Genomic DNA, 23,788 nt, shown 5'->3' with positions numbered 1-23,788 from the left:
TCTTCGGCCTCACGTAGCAGTTCATCGATTTCTTCCTCAGTCAAGTGATGCTCAATCTCTTTTCGACGTGAGCGCTCCATTACTCTTCTATCAAGCTTAACTAACAAAAGTTTTCATACTCATTACACCGGTAGTCACTGACCGAGCAAGCATCTTCGCAAGTGGCAACGCTGTCGCGTCGGCGGCTGACCGCCGCCGACAGCGACAACTCCGTCTTCGATCAGCGTTGCTCAACCGTGATCGACGACTCATCACAACAGAACAGGTGGTTCAGGTCACGCTAACTGGCAATGCTTTGTGAGGTACTGATACTGAATCACAGAAAAGTGCTCGTCGCGGCAGATCCGTCGATCGTCTCACACCACGAGGTGCGAATACTCGCCAGCTTCAAGATCGCTGACGCATACTTGAATGCGATCGTTCTGGTCTAGGAGGCCCGCCGAATTATCTCGTGTCATCGTCGAGAAGCCAGTGTGGATCCAGAGATCGAGAACCTCCACCTCGTCGGCGGCGTCCTTCGCGAAACCTTGGACCAGCTCACGCTGGTCTTCGAGCCCAACGTCATCATCGTCACCCTTCGACTTCCGGATCCACGCGAGTGCTTTACTCATCGACGACCGTCACCTCTAGAGAGCTTCCCGATTTGACCTTCCTGTTGAGTCTCTTTCCGTCAAGATCCATAGCCTCGGCGAGTCCTTTCGGAACTGTAACCCTGTACTGCCCGTTCGCCCCCTGACTGACTCTCGTTTTCGCCATCTCTGTATAGGCCCATTATTAGGATTAGACTTAGTTCTAATGTAGGTGTTCAGAAAACCCCCGTTTTCTGTACGGTCGCTCTTCTGTAGGAGATTGTTGGTACAGTCGTGGCTAGTTGAGCGGGGAACTAATCGAACTTCTAAGCATCGCTACCGTGAACTCCCAATTTGATTCACGCACCGCAAACCGAAAGACCGCAGTCCATCAACAATGTGCTACGCAAAGGTAACAGAGTCAGCGAGTGTCAGCTGTACCATCGAGTTTCCGCCGTTATCCCGGTGGAATGCCGCGTGTCAGCAACCCTCTGAATTTCTGTCTTGAGAAATACTTGGATAGTGTTATTATCCGGTCATGGTTGTATTGGTTCATGAACAGTGAAGCAAGCATCCACGTGCTTCATGTCGATGATGAACCAGACTTCGCTGAGTTAACTGCGGAGTTTCTGAAACGCGAGGATGATAACTTCACCGTCACGACAGCGACGAGCGCCGGTGAGGGGCTAGAATACCTCTCTTGTGGCGACTTCGACTGTATCGTCTCTGATTACGATATGCCTACACAGAATGGTATCGAGTTTCTCAAATCTGTCCGAGAAAACTCCCCTGACCTGCCATTCGTGCTGTTTACTGGCAAGGGCTCTGAGGAGATTGCAGGTGAAGCTATCTCCGCTGGCGTGACTGACTATCTCCAAAAAAAGCGTGTATCTGACCAGTATACTGTATTGGCGAACCGACTGCGAAACGCCGTCGACCGATATCGTGCGGAAAAAGAGCGCAAACGGCAGCGCAAAGCCATTGAAACGGCGCAAGAAGGCATTAGCATCCTTAATGAAGACGGTGAGTATATCTACGTCAATCAGGCCTACGCAGACATCTACGGATATGAACCCGACGAGATGGAGGGCAAACACTGGGAACTGATCTATCCCGACAGCGACACAGCGATGGTGCGGGACGTTATTTTGCCGACTGTTGCCGAAGACGGCTACTGGAGCGGGGAGACGACTGGGCTCCGGGCCGATGGGACGACCTTCGTCGAGGATCATACCGTTGCCCAGACGGACACCAGTGAGCTAGTCTGTTCGGTACGGGATCGCTCTGTGGAACAGGAACAGGAGATGGCACTCACTCAATTTCGAACACTTGTCGAGACTCTCAACGACCCGGTCTACGTACTTGATGAAACAGGACACTTCGAATACGTGAACGACGCATTCATCGAAATAGTTGGGTACGACCGTGAGAGAATTATTGGAGCGTCACCAACACTAATTAAATCATCGGAGGTGGTCAACCGCTCGGAAGATCACCTCGGGAGGCTTCTTTCGTCGAACGGCCCCGATAGTGTACAGTTCGAGATTGAGGTCCAGCCCGCCAAAGGGGATCCAATCCCCTGTGAGGATCACATGGGCGTCTTACCCTACGAAGGGGAGTTTTTCGAGGGGTCAGTTGGGATTTTGCGTGATATCAGCGAGTGTAAAGAGCGCAAACAAGAACTTGAGCAGACAAATACTGTTCTTCGCACAATCGTCGAAGGTCTGCCGATGGGCGTACTCGTTGAAGACGCTGAACGTGACGTACTCATGGCAAACGACCAGTTGGGCAAAACACTTGACGTCCCGATCGACAGTGAGGAAGTAATTGGACGCGACTGCGCCACAGCAGCTGAAGAATTCAAATCCCGATTTACCGACCCAGAGGCGTTCATCGAGGCGATTTCCGAGCGACTCGAACAGCGGGAGCTGGTTCAAAACGAGGAACTCCAACTCACAGATGGTCGCGTGTTGGAACGTGATTACGTGCCATATACCCTGTCCGAAGGTGAAGCGAACATATGGTTATATCGTGATGTCACGACTCGTAAGCAGCAAAATCAAGAACTTGAGCAGGTCAACGAGTTCCTTTCACAGACCCAGACCGTCGCAGACGTCGGTGGCTGGGAGCTTGACCGCCGAACAGAGTCACTCCGATGGACCGATGAAGTCTACCAGATTCACGGCGTCAACATGGACTTCGAACCAACAGTCGAGAACACAGTCGAGTTCTATCATCCCGAAGATCAGACAACGATTCAGGATGCCGTCGAGCGAGTGTTAACTGACGGGGAACCATGCGACTTGGAGTTACGCATCGTCACAGCTGACGATGAGGTGCGATGGGTTCGTACCCGCGGCGAGCCTTGGCGTGAGGATGGCAAAATCGTTGGTGTGCGCGGCACGTTTCAAGATATTACTCAGCGGATAGAACGCCAACAGAGACTAGAAGAGTTCGCCAGCGTTGTGTCACACGATCTTCGGAACCCGCTGAACGTTGCTACCGGGCATCTCAACTTGGTGGCCGACGAGTGTGACAACGACCATCTCGACAGTGTCCGCCGAGCACTAGAGCGGATGGAGGCGCTGATTGAAGATCTTCTCATTTTGGCTCGGGATAATAAAGAGGTGAGTGACACTCAGCCGGTTGATCTCGCGACGATAGCTGACAGGTGTCGGGAGAACGTTCAGATGGAGCAGGGACGCGTAATTACTACCGTCGATCGAACCGTGTGGGCAGATAGCAGTCGTCTCAAGCAAGTATTTGAGAACCTGTTTCGAAACGCGGTTGAACACGGTGGGCCAGAAGTGACAGTGACGGTCGGAAAACTAACCGACGGGTTCTATGTTGAAGACGATGGGGCAGGCATTCCGACCGACGAACGCAACGCTGTCTTTGAGGTCGGCTACTCGCAGTCGGCAAATGGAACTGGGTTCGGACTGAATATTGTCAAACAGATTGTCAATGCTCACGACTGGCAGATTCGCGTTACGGACGGGACTGACGGTGGAGCACGGTTTGAGATCACGAACGTTAACTTCGTAGATGAATAGACATTATTGATATCCTACCTAGTTTAACACGAGCCCCGCACTACTGTATCGCGTACATCGAGCAGCACGCCGACGCGCTGCTCCGGAGGTTCGAGAAATGGCACGATCTGAGTCAGGATCCGGCGGGAGGAGTCTATGAGTGACGCCGAACTCGAGGCGTTCGAGGACGCCGTCGGGGACCTTGGCGATCGCGTGAGTGAATTCCTCGCTGAAAGGTCGGATCTCTCTGCAGAGGAGATCAACGACGACGTTGAGGACCTCCCCGTGCCCGATCCGCTTGATGACCGCGCTGCCGACAAGTAAGACCTCGGCCGCGTGGGGCGTACGGCGGTCACAGGCTGGTTGTCTGATGTGGCTTTACTTACAGTGAATTCTATAGGGGCGAGTATAGGAATTCTCATAAAGAAAACTATATTTTAACAAATAGGACTCTCATTAGGTCCCACAACCCGAGATAGCACGTATGGGCCCGAATAGTGACCCCAGTACGCACCCACCGGCGGACGTCGACCCCGACGCAGTCTTGGGTGTTTGATTCAATACGTAACTGTGGAGAAACGTGTCTGACACGACCGTTGAGCAGAATATCTCAGGTCAAAGGAGTACCACGCCCCGGTCGAAAGTTGACCGCTCCAACCCTGACGACGCCCCCGATTTTAAATGGGACCGACAAGACCGACTACGGAATGTATGAGTCAGATCTTCAGGACAGGGTATCGAGCAGCATTATTGACGGCAAGGTGTCCTCGTTGAACCTCAGCATCACCGACAACGAGTTTGCCGTCATCGTTGATATTGGCGAGACCGACGCAGCTTACACGGCTGATGAAGCCCGTGAGCTAGCGACGAGTCTCAAATCCATCTCGGACCAGCGATGGGACGTAGAAAACGATGACATCGTAGAGTACCTCCGCGACTTAGCCGACGTGGTTGACAACGAGAAATCAGTAGATGAGGTAGAAGAGAAGTGGGAAAGTAGAGAGGTAGATATCTTGCTGTGTTGAATAGATGCTGAGTCACGGTTACAGCGGCTCACACAGTGGTTCTATGTTGGTAATGGCGAACATCAAGACGATTTCACGGAACTGCCGATACCAGCCCAGCGCTCGCACGGCATCGCCGAGCGAGCGCTTGGTTGTTGAGTACGATGTTTCGGCCATCCACCGCTGAGAGTAGCCATTTGCTTGGTTGAGAGCGTTGTTCGCGGCTGCGTTCGCTGACGAGCCGCGGTAATGAACAAGGTACTCAACGTCATGTGCGGCGATTTTGTACTCGGTATGCCAGTCTTGGAAGCCGTTGTCAGCGGCGACGGACTGCAGGTCGTCCGCGTTTCGGCGGACGACCTGCGGTCCGGTCTTCGTATCATGCTTCCACCGAGCTACGATGTGAGCATCAAGCACAGCAAGCGATTCCACATTAGTCAATGTCGTCACTTTTAGGGTCTGTATCGTCCGTCCTGCCCGCTGACGAAAGTACGATGACGCACGTCGGCGATCGAAGAACGTGCTGTCGAGAGCGGCGTGGCCAGACTGCGGGTGCTGCTGCGCAGAGACGCGCAGCAGCGCCCGCCACACCCACATTTTCAGCCGATCAAACGAATTGTAGATCGTGCTGTAATCTGGGAGATCGTCTCGATCTAAGTCCAGTGCGTCGCGAATCTCGGCCATGTACTTCAGCCGATTCGGCGTTTCTCGGTAGCTGTGGCCGTCTTCGAGCCGAAGACAGTGTAGCACAAAGTGTTTCCAGCGGGCGAACCCGCCGCTTGCGGGCTCGCCCGCGTGCTTTCCCAACGCTTGTTTGACTAGGCGACGACACCGCTCAACGAAGTCGAGGAGATCGACTTCCATGGACAGAATCGATTTCCTCGGCTTCGTCCTTCTACTCCGTGATATTAGTCGGTTAGATCGCTATTCAACACAGCATGTTATACCTGAACGTAGACGGTGAGGGCCCACCAACGGACGACCAGCGCGAGGCCGTCGCCACAGCGCTCGGGACGATCGATCGCGCGTACGAGTGGAGCCACGAGGGATTGCTCTACTCAATTGCCTACTCGCCCGCATACTTCGGCCGGTTCGAAGCGTCGCTGACAGCGGCTGTGGACCTCCCCGCTCCGCAGTCACTGTCTGAGTTTGAAACACCAACATTCGATACACAAGACGCGGTCGTCCACCTTGCGAGTGACCGAGCTGATACGGTGTTGGCGGCAGAGGAGGCACTAACTGGCGAAAAAGAGCGTGTGAATGGTGTCGACGTCGAGGCGCGGCTCACAGATGCGTTCACCGTCGACTCCCGCCGCACCGGATTCGTTGGAGCGGGCCTTCCAGCACAGAATCAAGACGTCGCGGGCATCCCCGACTCGAAACCGGTCCCCGAAGACTCACCGCTATTTATGGGGTTCACCGCCGGCTTCGTCGGCAACCAAGCCACGGAGGATTACGTCACGCTGGAGGACGGCCCATTCGCCGGGGGAAGGATAAAAGCAATTTCGAACATTCGGCAGCGACTTGACGACTGGTACCTCGAACAGGACCACGACGACCGGGTGGCGGAGATGTTCAGCCCGGTCCACGCAGAGCAAGGCCTCGTCGACGGCGTTGGTGCGAATCTCGGTGATAATAGCGGGATCGACGAGATCCCAGATGATATCGTTGATCAATCCCGTGAATATGCCCGAGTTGGGCATGCTCAGAAGGCGGCCCGTGCGAATCGAGACGTGGACGGGAACGTGCGACTACTCCGCCGGCACTTCGAGTCAACAGATGACATCGGCTCCGATCAAGAGGTTGCGAGTCTCCACTTCCCTTCGTTACAACAAGGCATCTCTGCCTTCGAAGATGTCCGTCGATCGATGAACGGCGTAGACATCACAGCGGAAACACCGGCTGTCCGTCAGCGGGTCAACAACGGCATTTTGGAGTACATCTTCACCCGCCGGCGTGGCAACTTCCTTGTTCCACCCCGTCGGCACCGGGTGCTGCCGTCGCCACGACCAGCGTAATCAACAGTCTGTCGCCACCATCGCTACGCCGACTGCTGATCGTTGACGGTGAACTTGATGTCTTCCATTGCCCCGGTTTCACCACCGAGGGCCGTTTCATACCCCTCGTGACGCGCTGTCTGCGGCTGAAGCGTCGGCGAGAGTGTCAGCTTGTCACCGGACTGGACGGCGTCAACGACAGCGCCATAGTGGTAGCCGAGGGATGGGTCCAGCGTCCGAGTGAGCCGTTGGTTAGAGAGTATCTCACCGTCGCGAGTCTGTGCCGCTGAGAGGCTCATCGCCGGGAGTACCATACGGTTGTACTGTGACCGCGCTGAGACGGCGAGATACTGTCCCTGACCAACAACGCCTGCCGGAGGGGAGTCAAGCACCGTGGTCACGAAAACGGCCCCATCGGTACTGCCGGTGCCAACGACGCGGCCGGGGAGGACGTCTGCCCGGGGTACAATCGAACCTGGGAGCATTTCCATCGCCATGGGGTCGACAGCACCGGGGGATCCAGCGTCCTCAAGCCGGCGAAAACTGATATTGTCTCGTTTCGATTCACGGTACTCAAATGGGATTCTCGCGGTTACAGGTTGTTCGAACCGGTCTTGAAATAAGTCGGTCCGTCGAGTCGATAAGCCACCAACACTGAGCCGGACATCGTAGGTGCCATCCCCGTCAAGTCCGAAGTTTGCTCCGTAGTGAAAGCCCATTGGCTGTGACAACATCCGGTAGATAGCCTCTTGGGAGATGAGTTCACTGTCGCGGTAGATCTCAACACTCAACCCCGTTTCTGGGAGGATCGTTTGGGTTTCAGAATCCCAGACGCTAGCCATCAGATGGATATCGTCGTCAGGCCCAATCTCGGTCAGCGACGTGGTTTCACCGTTGACGCTCCAAAATCGGTGGGCGTAGCTGTACATCAGTCCAAAGCCGTAATCGCCCTGCTCAGTAGTTCCAACCATCTGCATTCCCTCAACGTGGCCCGGCAAATAGATCCCGTTAGGACGATTTTCGACAATAGCAGGAGCACGCGGGGACCGAGAAGTAACCTGGCCAGCGCAGCCGGCAAGGCTAGTGGCGGTGGCTACCCCGAGACCAGCTTCGAGAAATGTACGGCGATCCATGGCAGTACGTACGGGAGAGACCGAAAAGTGGGTTTTGATGCCCTCCGCCGCCGACAACCGGGTGGAGCGATCAGGGAAACCGATCAGTTAGTAGGAGAGTTGTAGGCAATACACATTCATCCGACTGTGATCAATTCAAATTTGTGTTGATAACAATGGGTCATATACATCGCCTCGTAAGAATCCCCATTAGGTTAGGTAACACAAGAATAAAAACGTATATCACGAACGTTTATTTACAAAGGGGAACATGTTAGGTACACCATGTCTGGTCCCCTGCTTGACGGGAAGACGGCCGTGATCACTGGTGGTTCGAGCGGCAACGGACGCTCTATCGCGGAGGCATACGCCGCAGAGGGTGCGGATATCGTTGTCGCCGATATTCAGGAAGCACCACGGGAGGGTGGCACGCCGACTCACGAACTCGTCATCGACGAGTACGATGTCGACGCGACGTATGTAGAATGTAACGTGACAAATCTTGACGACCTCGAAGCGGCTGTCGATGCCGCGGACGAATTTGGTGGCATTGATATAATGGTAAACAACGCGGGTATCTTCCGCCAAGAGACGTTCGTCGACACCGACGAAGACGCCTTCGACCAGATGATGGACATCAACGTCAAGGGAGTCTACTTTGGCGCGCAGTACGCTGCCCGCAAAATGGTTGAGAACGGCGGTGGGAGCATTATCAACATGTCGAGCAACGCCGGTCTCGAAGGGAGTGCGGGCTTCGTCACCTACTGTACGTCAAAAGGTGCGGTCCGACTGATGACGTACGCGCTCGCCGACGAGTTGGGGCCTGAGAACATCCGAGTGAACGCGATTCATCCGGGCGCTATCGAGACGGCAATGCTCAAAGAGGACGTCGAGGTCGTCGGGACAGAAGCTGAAGAGGGTTATCGCCAGACGATCCCGCTACGCCGGCTTGGTCAACCAGAGGATGTTGCTGATGCCGCACTCTATCTAGCCAGCGACCTCGCATCCTACGTTAGTGGGGAGTCACTATACGTCGACGGTGGGATGACAAATTCCGGATAACTGAGCAGCGTCTCTAGGTATCTGATTCCCATAGAAAGTTCGATACAAAAGCAGAAGGCAGGTTCGTGTTCGAATATCAATAGGTGTTATAGAACTATTCACAAAAATCTGATTTTATCTGGGATTCTATGAATTAGCTGTCAGGACGAGTATGCGAATTGAGTGCCGAAGATTCTGCCAGATCAGGGAGATAACTCGATAGCTGTGCGAGATACACAGCGCACGTATGATCAACGTATCCGTGCCTAGCTCAAGACAATCAGGGAGTCATTTTGTTCCCTAGTAGATAGGCTGGTATAATCGCGAGCAGTGACATCAGAAACCCGACAATAGGAGTAAGTCCGAGGAAGAACGTGGTCATTGGCACATCAATTACACCGGTGAGAGACATGAACACTACGTAGACTGGGAGTCCGGTGGTCATGACCAGAACGATAGTAGCGATCTTCCGCTTGTCTTGCTTAGTTAGATCCTGAGTGAGGGAGGATAGGTGAGCCATATTGCTCGATTCGCTCTCACCTGTATAGTTCTTATTCGATTGCCGCACTTCGATTACGATCGAAAGATCAAAGAGACCCTGAAGGCGCTCGCGACCGATGAGGGCGCTGTCGATGGGGATGACGTGATCGAGTATCTCAGAGCACACACAGAGCCGCTCGCTCCGGAGTACGAGGCAACCATCAACCTGTGGCTGTCACGCATCGAAGGCACAGATCAGCTATCCAGAGATCCCAAGCTCGATACAGGCGACAATGAACAACACGAACCGAACGATTATGACGATGACCGCCATAGTGATGAATAAGGATGGCCGCTGAAAGTGAGCAGCCCGAGATTCCCGATGAGCTGTCCCCCGAAGAGGCACGGCAGTATCTCATTCGGTTCCTCGGACGCCAAGACCTTGACGAGCACGAGGAGATCTACGACGAACTCGCGACCGAGTAGGACTCTCTCCAGGCTGTTCTCCGTAGTACTGCAACAGTACCGTGGTTTCTCGCAGAGCGAGACCGTTCCAATCCGAAGCGAAAGCGAGATTGACGCACCGGTTTTCCCGTTCGCACTGGAACATCGGCCACGCATATGGATGTAACCGAGGACACGGTTCGAGACATCTGTACCGACGCAGTCTTCGAACGCGGCGAACGATATCTTGCTGAGGGCCGTATCCACGAAATACACCGCGTCGACAGCACCGTTACCGCCGTCGTGAGCGGCAGCCGTCAGTACGATGTCCGTGTTGACCTCGCCGCAGACGGGTTTGCCCCGTGGTGCGACTGTCCGTACGACAGGCCGGGAGCGTGCAAGCACGTCGTCGCCGTGTTGCTCCGGTGTGTCGACGACCCACCGGCAGACGACGGCGATCGACTCGATGCCGCACTCGACAGTGCCGACGACGATGAACTCCGCGCGTTCCTGCGTGACGAACTTGCGACCAATACGGATCTCCGCGAACGGTTTCTCGCCGGCGTTGGCGAGCCGACGAGCCAGTCGGTCGGTGAGCTTCGTGCCTCGATCGATCGGCGGTTCCACGAGACGAACCCTGAGTACCACGTCGTCTTCGAGCCGATCGACTTCACGCAGTGGTTCGAGCTCGCGAACGAGTACCGCGAGCAGGAGCGGCACGCGTCAGCGGCGACCGTCTACCGGGCACTCGTCGAGTCCCTCGACGACAACATGGAGCGCGTCGACGGCGCGTACGACCACTTCTCGCGTGCGTTCAGTCAGGCACTCGACGGGTATGTTGACTGTGTCGCGACCGCGAACCGCGACGCTGATGCGGTCACTGACGCCGTTGCGTTCCTTGAGGAGCGGGTGACGGCGGGAACGCCGGTCCCCGCGGACCACTTTGAGAAGGCAGCAGTCGAGCTTCGAGCGAAGCTGGGCGAGCAGGCCGGGGAATAGCTGGGTCGCCCTCGATGACGCCCACACGTTCGACGACCGCGAAAATTAGTTTGTGTCGCGGTCAGTCGCGTCGATCATCTGTTCGCGAGCGGCTTCGACATCCGAGTAGAGCGCCAACGCATGCTTGATGAGTCGGCGGTCTTCCAGATTCTCCTCCCAGCGCGTAATCACGTCACGGCGTTCCTGAAGCTCGGCACTTGCGAGATCGCCATCAGCAAGCGACTGTTCGAGCTCCTCCCAGGTCTCAACTTCGTAAGTCGCCTGCCACTGCTCGATTTCCTCGGTGATCGCGGCCAATTCGTTGCGTAGCTCCTCGCGGGTGTTTTCCTCGATGAGCGTGTGGATCTCCTCGAAGAGCAGGCGCGTGTAGTCCGGCTGGTAGCGCGTCGTCTCACCGGCCTCGACGCGGCGCAGCTGGCCCTCGTCGACGAGATCCTGGAGTTCCTCGTTGGTCGTGCTCCAGGCGGCGTCGGCCTGCTCGCTGATCCAGTTAACTGAGCGGGGTTCGCGAAGCGACTCAGCGACCGCTCGAATGCGGTCGCGGGCGCTCATCGACTCAGTCCACGATTGGACCCCATCTCGCGGGGATTCGGTCATGGTTGGCACCTCTAGTCCTGATTACGATACGGAAGCGTTGTCACGTCGAACGCATCGTAGTGTCGGTCGTACGTAAGGATATGGTCGACCTCTAAGGCCTCCATATGGGCTGCAACAGTGAAATCGGTGAGTGACGCATCCAGATCCGTCCACTCGACGAACGTTGTTTTAGCATCATCGAAAACGTCCTCGGAAACGGATTCGAACTGATACAGCGTGCTCTCATCCAGTGTCGTCAGGAACGACGCGGCGTTCCGCATCGACGCTTGCTTTTTCAACCGGGTTGCGGCCTCGTCGACGATGTGATCGTTGACGATGAGACGACGATAGGGGAGATCACCGTCGCGGACGAACGCCATGAACGCTCGCGAGACGGCGTGCATCTGGTCCTGAGGGTTGAACAATGCGTACAGGAATTTCGGCCCGACGACAACCTCGTGGCGGACATGTCCTGGACGAAAATGTTCGGTTGTGACCGTGCCGATCGGGGTGTCGACTGGTTCAGCCATTTACGGTCAGGATTGCGCGGACGGGTCGTCGGCGAGCGTGAACGATTCGTCGCTGCCGTGCCACTCGTCGACGAGATCGTCTTCCTCGCGAGCGTCAGTCGCTGACGACGCTGGAAGGGACCCGTCATCAAGGTCGTCGAGAACGGTGAACGCCGGGTCGTTGGGATCGGCTTGCTGCTGGCGTTCGATCCACTCGAGAAGCGCCTCGTGACCGGCTTCTTTCAGCGAGAGGTCGTGTTCGCTTGCGAACTCCCGGAAGCGTTCGTATTCGTCCTCGTTCAGTTCAGTTTGAACGTGCTTGGTGTCGTTGCTGCTCATAGGATCCCAATTGCTACTCCCATCTACGTTCTCATGAAGTATAAGATGTTCGCATATCTTAGATCATGAACCATGCTCAAGTAGCTGACGGAGCGGACTACTGGTCCTGGCGTTGAAATACGAACCCGGGACAAACCTCAACAATCGATGCGTGATCGCTATCTAGATTTCGAGGAACTACGGCCCACCGGCGAGGCATCCCACATCCCGGACACGATGCTGGACGACAGGTGTGAGGGTGCCCCCCGGCGGCAACGCGTCGCGACGACTACAGGTAGCTACCCTGATGTGCCGACGATAACCGACGGCGAGTGCCGGTCCTGTGGGGCGTCAGTCCCAGCCGGCCAGCTGAAATGCCGGTTCTGTCTCTCTAACCATCTCGGAAGTGGCGCCACTAACACGAACGAGGCAGCGTCGACGACGTGCCTCGGCATTATCTATCTGGTTGTCGAGTCGGCCACGTTCTACGGTGCCGTCGCGAAGGGCGGCGCCGCAGCGTTCGTTACCACCCTTGATCTGTGCGTTACCCGCTTTTGCGGTGGCGTACACTCGTATGGCGCGACAAGTCGACCAGTTAGGACTTGACAGCGACGCAGTCGTGCTCCGCAAGCAGTTCCCGACCACGCTGGGTCAGCAGATAGCTCATTGGATTCCCGTCGGCACCCATTCCACAGGCATCGGACATCGGACAGCCGCTACAGGCCGCCGACTCACAGTCGATCGCGCGGAGGTACCCCTCACGGACCATCGAGTCAAGCATCCCACGGATGGCATCTTCCCGCGTGTCCAACTGGGTGGCGATCGTCGAGACGGGTACGTTTCGTGCGACCATCGCGAGGACACGACGGTAGGTACTCACGACGCAACCACCTCACGAAGTCGGTCGATAACAGCGATTCCGTCAACGTGACGGATAGCGGGGAGCGTGAGCAGAACGGCGATGAGTGCTGGCGCGTACGGTGGCGCTAATGCGCCGAAAATTGCCCCTGGTGGAGCAATCCACGTCTCAGCGCCGCCCGGGATCGCTTCCAGTACCGCAGTCAAAAGCTGAGTTCCGGCCGTGATCCAGAGCATACCACTGGCGAGAACAACGGTCGCCCGCTCGCGTACACTGGGGACGTCGCCGCTCCGCCGGCCGCTCGGACCGACGGGAACGCGTGGGTACCGCTTGGTTGGCCGGCCAACCGGATGGGTCGGGTCGCCGCGAACGACATCGCCGGACGTGACGACCGCCTCGATCCGGTCTTGGACACCTCGATCGCGAAGGTGTTCGATCTCGACGTCGGTACCGTCGGTGACACGGCAGCGGCGCTCGACTCGGTGGACGTATCGGTTTCATCGGTCGCGTAAGCGCCGACGCCATCGACGGGGATGATGATCTCCTCGCGGACCTCGTCAGGGGTATATTCGGGAGCGCCTTCTGCGTACTCCCTGAGAACCAGCGAGAGCAGCATCATCTCGTCACTCGATGCTTCCCGCTCGTCCCGGGCGATCGCGGCGACCTCCTCGGCCGTGAGCTCTAACCGCTCGTCCTTCACGATCTGCGTCGGTGTTGGTGCGGTGCGGTATCCCGGGTGCGAGAGGCCGGGGTTCTCGGGTGACACTCCGAATGTCTCGTCAATCTCATAGCCCGCTGTGTCGCGCTCCTCGGCGCGCTCATCGGCTTCTGGTGACTCCTCGGGGGTTTCCATGCCCTCGTCTTCGTCCGGCGTCTCGGTCGACTCCTTACCTTCGTCCTCCTCGGGGAGTACGATCATGTCGACCGCCTCGTCGGGCGTTGGCGCCATGTAGTCGGAGTCGGTCGCAAGCGAGTTCACGATCGTCTGGATCGTGAGCCGGTGTTGCTTCTCTGGTCTGAAATCCCCCTTGGCGGCGTCTCTGACCTTCTCGACGCTTAGGTCTAACCGCTCGTCGCTCACAACACGCGCCGGCGTGGGCGCCTCCTCGAAGCCCTCTACGGTCGGGGCACCGCTGGCGGGGGAGTCGGCACTCGGCTCGTCCTCCGCCGCGCTCTTGGCGTTCTCGGCGGTCTCATCTTCATCGACAGGTTCGTCGGCGGTCGCATCCTCTACCTCGCCGGGCCCTTCGATCTCACCGGCGTCGACGTTGTCGACGGACTCGACGCCGAGATGGTCGAATAGGGGCTTACACTCGCCGCGGTGGTAGAGTTGCGGCTGGTCGTACTCCTCGTTGTCCCCGTCCGGGAAGATGATGATCTCGAAGTCCTCGTGGTCGGGCCACTCGGGGAACCGAGCCTCGGGGATGAACGGCCCTCGGAAGGACACCCAACTGTCCTCAAGCTCCTCTTTGCTCGGATAATATAGCTTCTCGCCGTCGTGGTAGACGACGTACTCGCCTTCGCTCTGGTCGTACTCGTAGTAGGCTGGCACCGCGTTCTTGTCGCCTTCGTGGGCGGCTTCCGGGCCCTCGAACCGGGCGACTTCCCCGTCCGGCTCCGGCTCCTTGTCACCGACCGCGGCGACGACCTCGCCGGTGTCGGTGTCGCGGTACCAGATCATGCTCATCGTCCCCTGTCCCTCGTCGTCTTCGTCGCGCCGCTCGCGAAGGGCGACTTTCTCGTCGCCAACACGGTAGTCGCCGCCACCGTCGTTGTAGTAGCGTAGGTTCCCGTCTTTCCCGGGGGACTTGCGGAAGGCGATCTCGTCGCTCACGACCTCCGTGTTCTGTCGCTGGCCTTCCGTCTCGTAGATGACCTTCTCGGCGCGCTCGCCCCAATAGGTGAAACTGCCGTAGTTGGCGGACCCGTCTTTCACCGCGAACACGCACTTCTCGCCCTTTTCCATCGCTTTCCGGAGGTTGGTGAACGTCTGGAACGGGTACTTGATCGTCGACGTTTCCGCCTCGATCGATACGTCGTCGGCGCCGGCGAAGTTCCACACGCCGGGGTACTCCTCGCGAAGCCGCTCACGACGCTCGTCAATCGCGTCCAGCATCTCGGAGCGCGACTGGTCGCTGTCCACGTCGGTCACGTCGATCGGCGCTTCTGCGACGCCGTCAGGCATCTCCTCGCCTTCCTGCTCGGGGAGCCACGACACGTAGCCGATCTGCGTGAACGCGACGTAGCATTGACCGAGAATCCAGCGGTGGTCGTCGCCGCCACCGGACCCGGCACTCCCCGTGTCCTGTTGGAGTACGACCCCGCGCCCTTCGGGGGTGAGCTTGATCGATGGCGTCCCGTCCTTGCGGTCCCGCTCGACGTAGCTACTGTTGACCCGCTCGTAGATGTTCGACAGCTCGGAGAGGCTGTCGATCGTCGAATCCTCAAGCCGGGCCACGAGCTCGTCTTTCGCGTCCTCGGTCGGCACGTACTCATCGGCCTGCTTGCCTGCCCGAAGGCGGGCGGCAAAGATGGACTCTAAGACCGTATCGAGATGGCGCTCGACGACGCTCTCGGCGTCGTCCGCGGTCGACGCCCCGAACGCCCCGGGCGTCTCGCCGGCGCTCCCAGCGCCGCCCTCGCTGCCGGACATGGGCGTCGTCGACGCCGCGGTGGTATCCCCACCGCCCCCGCTGTCGATGGTGGGATCCTCCGGGCTTGGAACGGCGTTTTGGAGTTCTTGAGCGTACATTAGCTTCTCCTCTTTCTCGTCGGCCATCGCCATCTTCCGCCCGATACCGGTCTCCCACCGTCCACCGCCCTCGTTGAACAGGAGGTTCTGGTAGACTTCTTCGTCCGACCGGCGTTCGCGACCGATCTTCTTGAGACTCGCCTCGATTGCCGCGTCGCGTTCCTCAGCGGTGCGGACGGGTGGGAACGGCGGGTGCGCGTACACGCGGAACGCTTCGGACCGCTCCATGTTCTCGGAGATGGTCGTCCGCATCCAGTAGTGGTAGTTCACCTCCTCGGTCAGATCCTCGGGGTCAAGCCCCAACTGCGTACAGTAGGTCCGGGCAGATTTCTTGTCGCCCGGGTTGAACGACATGATGGTGTCGCAATTGGTCGTGATTGCGTCGATGACGTTGCTCGGGAGTTGGGCCGGATACTGGTTGGCAAGCGTCATGGCGAGCCGATACGACCGACTCTCGGAGATCATCGATGGGATCGTGTCGTCCGCGAGCGCGAGGTTGTCAAACTCGTCCGCGAACAGGTAGAAGGGCGACCGCTGGTGTTCGGACTTGGTGGCCCGTCCGCGGATGTGCGACCACACCCTGCGGATGACCGCCATCCCGAGCATCTGCTTGAGTTCGCGCGGCTCGGAGCCCATCCGCACGATGATGATCTTGTCGTTGTCGATCGCGTCGGGGATGCTCACCCCGCCCGAGCGGAAGCCGATCATCCGGCGGGCAACCGGGTTCTGGATCCACGGGAGGAATCGGCCGAGTAGCGGCTCAAGGTCGTCCTCGGGCATCTCCGCGACCGTCTCCATGTGCGGGGTGATGAACCGCATCCCGGCCTCTTTCAGCCGCGCCGTAAACTCGTGCCGTGACGCCTCCGACTTGAGGACGTAGTACATATCGACGAAGTTCATCTCGGGGGCGTCGTCCGGCGTCTCGGAGTTGTAGAGGTTCATCCCCGTGATGATTGACTGGGCGACGCGGTCCATCCGCGGCCCCCAGTAGTCGTCGTTCGCGGCCAGCATCTTTTTCAGGTCCTCGACGAGCGACGCGAGCGCGGCGTTGTACGCGTCTTCGTCGGGGTCCATGTTGAGCGAGATAAAATTGAACCCCGAGAGGTAGTCGCCGGTCGCACCGGGCTCGATCCACACCACGTCGTCAAGCCGGTGTTCGGGCATGATCTTCATCAAGCGCCGGGCATCGTCGCCCTTCGGGTCGATGAAACACAGGCCGGCGCCGGACTCGATCAGCTGTCGGGCGTCGTTCGTCAACAGCGTGGACTTCCCGTAGCCGGTGACGCCGAACACCGCCCGGTGGCGGAACAGGTGGTCTTTGTCGATCGACGCGTCGCGACCGTTCCGGGTGCCCTTCCCGACGAACAGCGGCGCGTCTGGGTGTTCGCGCGGGAGTTCTTCAAGCACTCTCCGGGCGCTCCCGGCGGCGTAGACCTCACTCCCGTCGTCTCCGGAGTCAAGTTCCTCCGGGTTGACATCGTCGGGGACTCCAATGGACTGGATCTCCTCGCCGTACATCGTGTTCCGTCCCTTCTCGCTGTAGGCGTAGGGAAAATCCTCCATCGCGTCAACGGCGTCCTGAATCCCAGCGAGATCGCTCCGCATCGTCAAAATATCCTCCTTGACGGCACTCGCCGAGAGCCGATCGAGGGTTACGAATTGAATAAGATCGCGGAGTTCTTCACCGATCTCCTCGGTGGTCGGGTTTACTTCGGGCGCGTACCATTGGGGTTCGGCGCCGTCGACGGTCGCCTCGTTGACGCGGGTTAACAGCGTCGCGATCTGCTTGCTTAGATCAACCCGATTGTCGATACTGAGTTGTCGCTGTTCGATCTTCTCGGCCGTCGATTTAAGATCGGCATGGAGCCGTTGTAGCTGGTCTTCGGTAACTGGTTCGCCCGTCTCGTCGTCGCTCCGAAAGAAATCGAATACCATGTGATGATTTGACTGGTCGGTGTCGGTTTCGTCGTATCAGTCGCCGCTCCGTCGGTTAGCCTCGGTATTCCACGGAGCGGAGTCGTCGTCCTCCTCGCCGTCCTCGTCGTCCTCGCCGTCTGTGCTATCGTCAAGAAGCCCGCCCACCCCCGCCGGTTCTGGGTCAGTAGGGGTACTCTCACCCGATCCTACTGGCCCTGTGTCGCTTGGGTTGCTCTCCTCTGGGGTCGCCTGCGGTGGGGTCCGGAAGTCGGGGCCGTCACTCTGGGCGTCGGTCTCGGGTTCCTTACTCGACGCCACTCCGGTGTCCGTGGCGTCGGCGCTCCCGCTGGGACTCGACGACTCATCCGGCTGTTTGGAGCTCGTCGGCTCTACTGGCGTACTTCCGGGGGTTTTGCTCTGCCCTGCCGCACGCTCTGGACTGAACCCACTCTTTCGCTGTTCGTCGGTGTCGGTTGTCCTCTCAACGACGTCGTCCTCCTGCTCTGCTTCGGCGGGGATCCCCGGGCCGGTCTGCTGTTTCGCCCAATCGACGACGGGCGTGTTGATGCTGTCGTTGGGGATGTGGGCGATCGACCCGAGGGCGCTCACGGTTTGGAGCACTGCGGGCTGTCCGGGGCCGAGTTTGAGCCGTTGGGTCCACGGGATTGAGTGGGTCCGTTCGGCCATTTCCCGGAGGTGGTGTGGGATCTCGTCGGGCCCGATCGCGATGGGGTCAAGCCCCTGCTCGGTGAACGAGTTGTAATACTTCTCGAAGTCGCTCGCGACGGTGTTACACCGGCGTTCGGCAATCTCTTTGTGCGGCGAGATCGCCAGCACGCGGACGGTGAAATAGTAGCCTTTGGCGCCGTGGAGCTTGTCGATGATCTTCGCGGTGCGACTCCGCTTGGCGCCGGGGTCGCGCAGGTCGTACCCTTCGACCATGTTGCCGACGACCTCGCCCTGCTTGATCTTGGAGGCAGCGTCGGTGACGTTGAGCCCGTAGGGGCGGCGCTTGGTCCACACGTCGCGTGCGGGCTCGAAGATGGTCTGGACCATGACGCGACAGTCCTCGGCGAGCACGCGCTGGCCGTCGGTGGTCTGGTCCTCCTCGACGACCATGTCGGAGGTAATGTCGCCGTATGGGTCGACATCGAAGTCCTCGTCCGCGATTTTACACTTGATGGGGTAGTAGAACGGCTGTTTGAGCCGCATCTTCGCCATCGCGATGTGGTCGCCGCTATCGAGGGTGGGGAACTGCTTGTTGGCCTCGCTGATCTGGGCGTCGGGGTAGTTTTTCCGGAGTTGGCGCTCGAACTGGTTGGCGTCGACGCGGGTGTCCGGTTTGAAGAAGAATTGGAGCTTCCCGCCGTCGTAGACCATCTCGTGACTGTGGATGTGGGAGCTGGTGGAGACGAGTTTGAACCGGCCGACTCCGATCCCGGTCTCGTGTGGGTCGTGGATGGTTTCGTAGAGATTGATACTGGCGTCCATCCCACTGTTCTCCCGGGGAGGTCGGACACGCAGCCGGGGGCCGGAGTCGGCTTCGGCTACCTCTAAGCCGGACTGGAGTTTGGCGTATAGGTCATCGTCGACCCTGATCGCGGGGTAGACGCTGGTATCAGTGGACAGAGTATCCCAGATATCCGTAATCAAACCGCTCATTTTTCTTCCCCTCCGCAGATCTTGTTATATAGAAAGCTCAGTCCGTTGTCTGCGGTTTCCTTGGACCTGAACTGGGCGTGAATCCGCCTTCCTTGAAATTCTCTCTTGTTGTCAATTACCTTTTTAATCAACGCCATATCATTTGCCTCTGTTACCCGGCTAATCGAAGACAGATATAATGGTAATGGCCACAAAATCAAGCGAAATAATATTGGAATTAAACCCCACCAATCAAATCGGTTTCCATTAATTCCCGTAGGCTCTCTCAGGGATCTCTATCGGATGGCGGTCGCTTCGAGAGCCGGTCGAAACGGCCTTGAGAGGCGTTTGAACGCCTTTCTGTCTCCCCAGATTGGTATTGTGAAGAATACACGGCGCCATCACGAATCTCTACTTCCAAAATCGCATCAGCATGCTGCCCATCCGATGGCAGCTCGTCTGGTTCGACAACCGCATTCCCTACCTCCTCACCATCCTGCTCGAAGAACACCGTTGCGAGCCCATCCTCAATCGAATCAACAACGGCGGTGTACTCACCGTTTGGAAGGTCAATTGTAGTCATTAGTAGCCTTCCTCCAGCACTCGGTCGCCCTCACTTGTAGTTACGATCACCGTATCACCGTCATTATTCCAGATTGGCGACCCCGACCCCCAGTACAGTTCGCTGTCCGTCGCGGTGCCACTCCCGGTGTACAGCGTCACAGTCTCACCAGGCCCTAGCTTGAACCCATCCGGAATCGTGTACGTGTGCTCGGCGTCGTCAGCGACTGTCCAGCCGGACAGGTCGAGTGGGTCCGCGCCAGTGTTCGCAAAGACAACATACTCATCGTTGAGATTCTCACCGTCTCGCCCCTCAGCGTCGGCGTTGACCTCTGTGACAGCAAGCGCACTGGTGTTCTCGCCTGCCTCCGAGTCGGATCCCGAATCGGTCTCATCTGGCTCGTCTCCAGTGTCGATCGCGCCGGTCCCCCCACCGCCGATCCGCTCACGCTCGGTAACACCACCAGCTGTCCCTAGTTCGATGGCCTCCCCATCGCGAATGCTCAACGGATCGGTTGGCGCGTCCTGTTGCGTCTGGATCGAGACGGCCTGCCCATCACTCACGAGGACAACATCTCCGTGAGTGGCGGTCCAGTAGGTTGAGATGGAACGCTCCGAGAGCCGCTTAAGCACCTCCTCGTTCGGGTGGCCGTACTGCGAGTCGTACGCGCTTGAGGTGACGACGGCCTGTGGCTGGACGGCATCGAGGAACGCCCCACTCGAGGAGCTGGCCGAGCCGTGGTGGCCCGCCTTGAGAATCGTCGACGTCGATAATAATGACCGGCGGGAGGGTTCGTCGTCCATATCCTGAGTCAATATGGTATAGAGGGTAAAATTTCATCCCACAAGCAGAGCGGTGTCGTATTCTGGTGAACAGAGTTCATCGTGATTCCATTGAAGCGCTTCCACCGCTCACCCCGTACAACTGGTGGCTTCGATTCCCTATTTTCTATCAGTTAGGAATATCAGTAGAGACACAATTATATATCACAATAAGAGAAGTTGGATCTAATGCCCGATACTCCTGAATACATTGGGAAGGCACACGAAAAGCTCACCCGAGATATTTTGAATGGAGTTGATCCGCAGCCCGATACAGTAGAGCAACTCGATCACCTTCCGAGCGGCCAGCAAGATCGGGTCCAGCTCGGTAGTGAGAAAACGGCGGAATTCATTCGCGACGATCTCTCATTTCCAATTGAGTCAGCGACAGAGGTCGGCGATGAGTTGCGGGGTGTGTCTGGTGACGACACTGATCTCGTTGTGGTTGGGGCTGCTGAAGAGAAGCGATACTCACTCAAGATGGTCGGAAGTGGAAAAGTGAACGTCCGGAATCCAACGCTCAACACAATCTGTGAAAATCTCCTCGACCAGTCTCGCGAAGACCTTCTTGAAGAGCTTGATCGTGATGACTATCACGAGATTGCGGAACGCTATGCCGAAGATGAGATCGAGTCGAAGGAGTTAGCTGCTGTCGTCCTCCCCGTATTAGCAGAAACACTGCGTGGCGCCCGCGATCAGGATGAAGAAGTTTTCCGAGAGCGCCTCGCAGATGAACTCCAACTAGACTCAAATACAATTGCGTGTAAGGTCACCGACGCCGGCTACTACCACGGGATTGTTTCGACAACACAAGGAACACTCAGCAAGGTTAACGACCCGAACACGACGCTTGAGATCTACACCACCGACAACAGCTCAACATCGGTTTTCTTTGACATCGATGGTGACCGAGCATTCCAGATTTCCGTCTACGGTCAGAATAGCGGAGGTCAGGCTCGAGCAGCCCTTCGAGCAGCGTACTGGGTCCCAGTCTGATAACCTCGTTCCGATCTACCTCTAAAAAACGGACACCTGTATGTTAGGACGACACATATTTTTGACACTCAAAAGTAGGATATATTTTATTTTGTCTCAAAATAGCCCAGGTGCTTAAGTAGGTCATGGGCAAATATGAGACAACATGATATCTGAAATAGAATTGCGGATTCTCTCTACGCTCGACTCACCAAAGACCAGACAAGATCTAGGTGATGAATTGGATTACCTCGAATCAACGGTGTCACGGGCACTCGGGAGCTTGGAACAGGTCGATCTTGTTTATAAGGAGAAAGCCGGGAATCAGATGATCGCCAAACCAGTAGATGCTCGATGCGTCGAGGTGTTTCAGTCACTTACAAAATCGAACCCACATGTTGATTTCCCTGACCTGCTGACTTCATCGATGTTGAACGTGGTGTACTATCTCAGTAGTGAGGAGCAGTGGACAGCCACCGAGCTCACTGAACACACCGGGCATGCGCGAGCCACGATTTATCGAAACCTTCGGACGCTAACCAACCGAGCAATGGCGACCAAAGAACACAGTGAATATAGACTCCGAGAGGAATTCGATGAGCTCCATCTGTTCGCGACCGAACTCCGCCACCACATCCATCGCGTCCGGATCAAACGTGACGTAGGCGCTGGAACAATCCTTTGGGAATCTCACAAGGAGTGTCTCATGCGGACAGACACTGATGTCGAAGACGAGAATTATCACCGAACCGGTCTCGATGCGTTTGCCGAGTACAGACTTCAGTTCTTTACAACATCCGAGCAGTACTATTTCTACTCAGAAGGTCGAGACTCGCTCGATCCCACAGACCTCATCTGCCATCTCCTTCTCATCGAAAACGATTCACGACACAGAAAGTACGTGCTCTTACTCATCGCCGAAACAGAGCTATCCGAGGAGTCTCTCAAAGAGGCAGCGACCTACTACGGAGTTGAAGACATCGTACTCCCGCTCGTAGAGTTCCTCCGCACAGAAGGGAGCGTTACGTCAGAGAGCACACCAGTGTGGGAGGAGTTTGAATCCCTTGCGTCCGAGTATGGGGTCGAAGTATGAGCCGTGAGCCGACGTTCGAGTCCTCCGCAATTCGACGGCAGTTCAGCGAACTTGCCAATCTCATTGACGACGATCTCACCGTGTATCTGATCGGCGGGGGAGCACTGACCTTAGAGGGGCTCAAGAACGCGACGAAGGACATCGATCTCATCGTTCGCGAAGAGTCGGAGCTGCGGCAACTGTGGAACGTACTCACCTCTGCGGGGTACAAACCGAAAGAAGACCTCGGCGAAGAGTACGACGAACTTGGGGCGGCATTCATTCTCGAAAAGGACCACCGTCGATTCGATGTCTTTCACGAGCAGGTGGCGGGTGTGATCTCACTGAGTGACTCGATGGTCTCACGCAGCCGGCACCTGTTCGAAGAAGACGGGCTTTCCGTTCGGATGGTATCGCTGAACGACATCTTCCTGTTCAAAGCCGTCGCAAATCGCGAGGATGACGTCGAAGATATGGTACGTATCGCTCAGGCAGGGATTGAGGATGACGTGGTCGTCGAGGAGATCATGTCGCAGCTAGCTCTGCTTGGGAGTGACGACTTCATCGGAGCAATGAAACAGAAACTGGAACGACTGGAAGACCGCGGATTCGTCTTCGATATTCACGTTGAAGTAAACGAACTCTACGATCGAAGCCAAGATGGATCAAAAGTCAGGAACGCCATTGTTTCGCTTCGTGAGCACGAGTACGATGACGATCTCTACACAGGTGTTCCGGAGTCCGCTCTTGAGCGACAACTTGGGGAGAAAACCACCACCTCAGGGGTCGAGTGGCTGCTGCGGATTAGCGATTTACATCGTGAATCGGATGGCTCGCTAGTGCTTGTGACATAGTGTTAATCCTTGAGCCAGATGGGACGACTCACTCCATATCGACGTGGTCAGACATCAATTGTATCAGATATTATTGATTTCGGTGGGCTAGAATACAATAGCCTCTTGAGGGAACCGCTGAGAATCCAATATCCAAGTAGCGATGACTGGGTTGGACGAAAAGTTACAGCCCCCACGGAACCGGAGCCACTACGTGGATGTAGTGGTCATACTCGGCGTCGCTGGTGCGCTTATCGGCGTTCACGTATGGCTTC

22 protein-coding genes and 2 pseudogenes are annotated in these 23,788 nt (G+C 57.2%); 12 read left to right on the top strand and 12 right to left on the bottom strand.

All coding sequences use genetic code 11. From position 1 onward, the window contains the following. Positions 1–356: 356 nt before the first annotated feature. Together EXE47_RS18820 and EXE47_RS18815 are read right to left on the bottom strand one after the other, a co-directional pair. Positions 357–611 carry a hypothetical protein gene (locus EXE47_RS18820; RefSeq protein WP_241988267.1) on the bottom strand — a complete coding sequence of 85 codons (255 nt, stop codon included), beginning with the start codon at positions 609–611 and terminating at the stop codon, positions 357–359. After that, positions 604–756 (bottom strand): hypothetical protein, encoded by a 153-nt coding sequence (locus EXE47_RS18815; RefSeq protein WP_167373114.1) that lies wholly within the window; start codon positions 754–756, stop codon positions 604–606. The genes EXE47_RS18820 and EXE47_RS18815 overlap by 8 nt, the downstream gene beginning before the upstream one ends. A gap of 367 nt (positions 757–1,123) precedes the next feature. Between EXE47_RS18815 and EXE47_RS16420 the strand changes: the two genes are divergently transcribed. From EXE47_RS16420 to EXE47_RS16415, 3 genes are all read left to right on the top strand, one after another. Beyond that, positions 1,124–3,622: a PAS domain S-box protein gene (locus EXE47_RS16420; RefSeq protein ID WP_137703843.1), complete on the top strand. Its 2,499-nt coding sequence runs from the start codon at positions 1,124–1,126 to the stop codon at positions 3,620–3,622. 135 nt (positions 3,623–3,757) lie between these two features. Then, positions 3,758–3,925 carry a hypothetical protein gene (locus EXE47_RS18550; protein WP_158293624.1) on the top strand — a complete coding sequence of 56 codons (168 nt, stop codon included), beginning with the start codon at positions 3,758–3,760 and terminating at the stop codon, positions 3,923–3,925. A 383-nt stretch (positions 3,926–4,308) separates the two neighbouring features. Next, positions 4,309–4,626, top strand: a complete 318-nt coding sequence (locus tag EXE47_RS16415; RefSeq protein WP_089309461.1) for a hypothetical protein — start codon at positions 4,309–4,311, stop codon at positions 4,624–4,626. Between the two features lie 18 nt (positions 4,627–4,644). Here the strand turns inward: EXE47_RS16415 and EXE47_RS16410 are convergent, their stop codons facing one another. Beyond that, positions 4,645–5,469: an IS5 family transposase gene (locus EXE47_RS16410; protein ID WP_137703844.1), complete on the bottom strand. Its 825-nt coding sequence runs from the start codon at positions 5,467–5,469 to the stop codon at positions 4,645–4,647. A gap of 74 nt (positions 5,470–5,543) precedes the next feature. On the opposite strand from EXE47_RS16410, the gene EXE47_RS16405 reads away from it, so the two are divergent. Further along, positions 5,544–6,623 (top strand): Tat pathway signal protein, encoded by a 1,080-nt coding sequence (locus EXE47_RS16405; protein ID WP_089309305.1) that lies wholly within the window; start codon positions 5,544–5,546, stop codon positions 6,621–6,623. A 23-nt stretch (positions 6,624–6,646) separates the two neighbouring features. Here the strand turns inward: EXE47_RS16405 and EXE47_RS16400 are convergent, their stop codons facing one another. Beyond that, a complete protein-coding gene (locus tag EXE47_RS16400) occupies positions 6,647–7,573 on the bottom strand; it encodes an iron transporter (protein WP_241988268.1) in 927 nt (308 codons plus the stop codon). Positions 7,574–7,999: 426 nt separating this feature from the next. On the opposite strand from EXE47_RS16400, the gene EXE47_RS16395 reads away from it, so the two are divergent. The 4 genes from EXE47_RS16395 (at position 8,000) to EXE47_RS16385 (ending at position 10,678) form a co-directional block, all read left to right on the top strand. Beyond that, positions 8,000–8,776 (top strand): SDR family oxidoreductase, encoded by a 777-nt coding sequence (locus EXE47_RS16395; RefSeq protein ID WP_049933187.1) that lies wholly within the window; start codon positions 8,000–8,002, stop codon positions 8,774–8,776. Positions 8,777–9,266: 490 nt separating this feature from the next. Continuing rightward, positions 9,267–9,581: a hypothetical protein gene (locus tag EXE47_RS16390; protein WP_241988269.1), complete on the top strand. Its 315-nt coding sequence runs from the start codon at positions 9,267–9,269 to the stop codon at positions 9,579–9,581. A 2-nt stretch (positions 9,582–9,583) separates the two neighbouring features. Beyond that, complete coding sequence (locus EXE47_RS18810; protein ID WP_004043292.1) at positions 9,584–9,721, top strand: hypothetical protein; 138 nt, start codon at positions 9,584–9,586, stop codon at positions 9,719–9,721. 135 nt (positions 9,722–9,856) lie between these two features. Next, positions 9,857–10,678 carry an SWIM zinc finger domain-containing protein gene (locus EXE47_RS16385; protein WP_089309303.1) on the top strand — a complete coding sequence of 274 codons (822 nt, stop codon included), beginning with the start codon at positions 9,857–9,859 and terminating at the stop codon, positions 10,676–10,678. A 45-nt stretch (positions 10,679–10,723) separates the two neighbouring features. Here EXE47_RS16385 and EXE47_RS16380 read toward each other — a convergent pair whose 3' ends face one another. Genes EXE47_RS16380 through EXE47_RS18545 form a run of 3 tightly spaced genes read right to left on the bottom strand, consistent with a single transcriptional unit; the run spans position 10,724 to position 12,102 of the window. Continuing rightward, positions 10,724–11,275 (bottom strand): hypothetical protein, encoded by a 552-nt coding sequence (locus tag EXE47_RS16380; RefSeq protein WP_049933183.1) that lies wholly within the window; start codon positions 11,273–11,275, stop codon positions 10,724–10,726. An 11-nt stretch (positions 11,276–11,286) separates the two neighbouring features. Next, positions 11,287–11,784, bottom strand: coding sequence for a type II toxin-antitoxin system VapC family toxin (locus tag EXE47_RS16375; RefSeq protein WP_241898005.1), 498 nt, complete (start codon positions 11,782–11,784; stop codon positions 11,287–11,289). A 6-nt stretch (positions 11,785–11,790) separates the two neighbouring features. Next, on the bottom strand, positions 11,791–12,102 hold the full coding sequence (locus EXE47_RS18545; protein WP_049933181.1) for a hypothetical protein: 312 nt from the start codon (positions 12,100–12,102) through the stop codon (positions 11,791–11,793). Between the two features lie 147 nt (positions 12,103–12,249). On the opposite strand from EXE47_RS18545, the pseudogene EXE47_RS19090 reads away from it, so the two are divergent. Beyond that, positions 12,250–12,600, top strand: a pseudogene (locus tag EXE47_RS19090) (hypothetical protein); the annotation flags it as partial. A gap of 76 nt (positions 12,601–12,676) precedes the next feature. Here EXE47_RS19090 and EXE47_RS16360 read toward each other — a convergent pair. The 5 genes and pseudogenes from EXE47_RS16360 to EXE47_RS16340 form a co-directional block, all read right to left on the bottom strand. Beyond that, on the bottom strand, positions 12,677–12,961 hold the full coding sequence (locus EXE47_RS16360) for a FeoC-like transcriptional regulator (protein ID WP_049933180.1): 285 nt from the start codon (positions 12,959–12,961) through the stop codon (positions 12,677–12,679). A 181-nt stretch (positions 12,962–13,142) separates the two neighbouring features. Continuing rightward, positions 13,143–17,627, bottom strand: a complete 4,485-nt coding sequence (locus EXE47_RS16355) for a type IV secretory system conjugative DNA transfer family protein (RefSeq protein ID WP_089309301.1) — start codon at positions 17,625–17,627, stop codon at positions 13,143–13,145. Positions 17,628–17,663: 36 nt separating this feature from the next. After that, the gene (locus EXE47_RS16350) at positions 17,664–19,271 is read right to left on the bottom strand and encodes a hypothetical protein (RefSeq protein ID WP_089309300.1); all 1,608 of its coding nucleotides are present in this window, start codon (positions 19,269–19,271) and stop codon (positions 17,664–17,666) included. Between the two features lie 265 nt (positions 19,272–19,536). Beyond that, positions 19,537–19,833, bottom strand: a complete 297-nt coding sequence (locus EXE47_RS16345) for a DUF3006 family protein (RefSeq protein ID WP_089309299.1) — start codon at positions 19,831–19,833, stop codon at positions 19,537–19,539. Further along, positions 19,833–20,576 (bottom strand): annotated as a pseudogene (locus EXE47_RS16340) (lamin tail domain-containing protein); the annotation flags it as partial. The pseudogene EXE47_RS16340 and the gene EXE47_RS16345, both read right to left, overlap by 1 nt. A 246-nt stretch (positions 20,577–20,822) precedes the next feature. On the opposite strand from EXE47_RS16340, the gene EXE47_RS16335 reads away from it, so the two are divergent. From EXE47_RS16335 to EXE47_RS16325, 3 genes are all read left to right on the top strand, one after another. Next, the gene (locus tag EXE47_RS16335; protein ID WP_089309298.1) at positions 20,823–21,629 is read left to right on the top strand and encodes a hypothetical protein; all 807 of its coding nucleotides are present in this window, start codon (positions 20,823–20,825) and stop codon (positions 21,627–21,629) included. 145 nt (positions 21,630–21,774) lie between these two features. Continuing rightward, positions 21,775–22,701 (top strand): hypothetical protein, encoded by a 927-nt coding sequence (locus EXE47_RS16330; RefSeq protein WP_089309297.1) that lies wholly within the window; start codon positions 21,775–21,777, stop codon positions 22,699–22,701. Next, positions 22,698–23,534, top strand: a complete 837-nt coding sequence (locus EXE47_RS16325; RefSeq protein WP_089309296.1) for a nucleotidyltransferase — start codon at positions 22,698–22,700, stop codon at positions 23,532–23,534. Before EXE47_RS16330 ends, EXE47_RS16325 begins: the two co-directional genes overlap by 4 nt. The last annotated feature ends 254 nt before the right edge of the window (positions 23,535–23,788 follow it).

The sequence above is a fragment of the Halorubrum sp. GN12_10-3_MGM genome (assembly GCF_005435235.1).
GTDB classification, from domain to species: Archaea; Halobacteriota; Halobacteria; order Halobacteriales; family Haloferacaceae; genus Halorubrum; species Halorubrum ezzemoulense.
Note: the sequence above shows the minus strand (reverse complement) of the source record. Positions and strands in the feature narration are given on the sequence as shown.

Bases quoted from the DNA above. Each gene is read 5' to 3' on its own strand.
- EXE47_RS18820 (WP_241988267.1), bottom strand. From the start codon at position 611: ATGAGTAAAGCACTCGCGTGGATCCGGAAGTCGAAGGGTGACGATGAT.
- EXE47_RS18815 (WP_167373114.1), bottom strand. From the start codon at position 756: ATGGCGAAAACGAGAGTCAGTCAGGGGGCGAACGGGCAGTACAGGGTT.
- EXE47_RS16420 (WP_137703843.1), top strand. From the start codon at position 1,124: ATGAACAGTGAAGCAAGCATCCACGTGCTTCATGTCGATGATGAACCA.
- EXE47_RS18550 (WP_158293624.1), top strand. From the start codon at position 3,758: ATGAGTGACGCCGAACTCGAGGCGTTCGAGGACGCCGTCGGGGACCTT.
- EXE47_RS16415 (WP_089309461.1), top strand. From the start codon at position 4,309: ATGTATGAGTCAGATCTTCAGGACAGGGTATCGAGCAGCATTATTGAC.
- EXE47_RS16410 (WP_137703844.1), bottom strand. From the start codon at position 5,469: ATGGAAGTCGATCTCCTCGACTTCGTTGAGCGGTGTCGTCGCCTAGTC.
- EXE47_RS16405 (WP_089309305.1), top strand. From the start codon at position 5,544: ATGTTATACCTGAACGTAGACGGTGAGGGCCCACCAACGGACGACCAG.
- EXE47_RS16400 (WP_241988268.1), bottom strand. From the start codon at position 7,573: ATGGTTGGAACTACTGAGCAGGGCGATTACGGCTTTGGACTGATGTAC.
- EXE47_RS16395 (WP_049933187.1), top strand. From the start codon at position 8,000: ATGTCTGGTCCCCTGCTTGACGGGAAGACGGCCGTGATCACTGGTGGT.
- EXE47_RS18810 (WP_004043292.1), top strand. From the start codon at position 9,584: ATGGCCGCTGAAAGTGAGCAGCCCGAGATTCCCGATGAGCTGTCCCCC.
- EXE47_RS16385 (WP_089309303.1), top strand. From the start codon at position 9,857: ATGGATGTAACCGAGGACACGGTTCGAGACATCTGTACCGACGCAGTC.
- EXE47_RS16380 (WP_049933183.1), bottom strand. From the start codon at position 11,275: ATGACCGAATCCCCGCGAGATGGGGTCCAATCGTGGACTGAGTCGATG.
- EXE47_RS16375 (WP_241898005.1), bottom strand. From the start codon at position 11,784: ATGGCTGAACCAGTCGACACCCCGATCGGCACGGTCACAACCGAACAT.
- EXE47_RS18545 (WP_049933181.1), bottom strand. From the start codon at position 12,102: ATGAGCAGCAACGACACCAAGCACGTTCAAACTGAACTGAACGAGGAC.
- EXE47_RS16355 (WP_089309301.1), bottom strand. From the start codon at position 17,627: ATGGTATTCGATTTCTTTCGGAGCGACGACGAGACGGGCGAACCAGTT.
- EXE47_RS16350 (WP_089309300.1), bottom strand. From the start codon at position 19,271: ATGAGCGGTTTGATTACGGATATCTGGGATACTCTGTCCACTGATACC.
- EXE47_RS16345 (WP_089309299.1), bottom strand. From the start codon at position 19,833: ATGACTACAATTGACCTTCCAAACGGTGAGTACACCGCCGTTGTTGAT.
- EXE47_RS16335 (WP_089309298.1), top strand. From the start codon at position 20,823: ATGCCCGATACTCCTGAATACATTGGGAAGGCACACGAAAAGCTCACC.
- EXE47_RS16330 (WP_089309297.1), top strand. From the start codon at position 21,775: ATGATATCTGAAATAGAATTGCGGATTCTCTCTACGCTCGACTCACCA.
- EXE47_RS16325 (WP_089309296.1), top strand. From the start codon at position 22,698: ATGAGCCGTGAGCCGACGTTCGAGTCCTCCGCAATTCGACGGCAGTTC.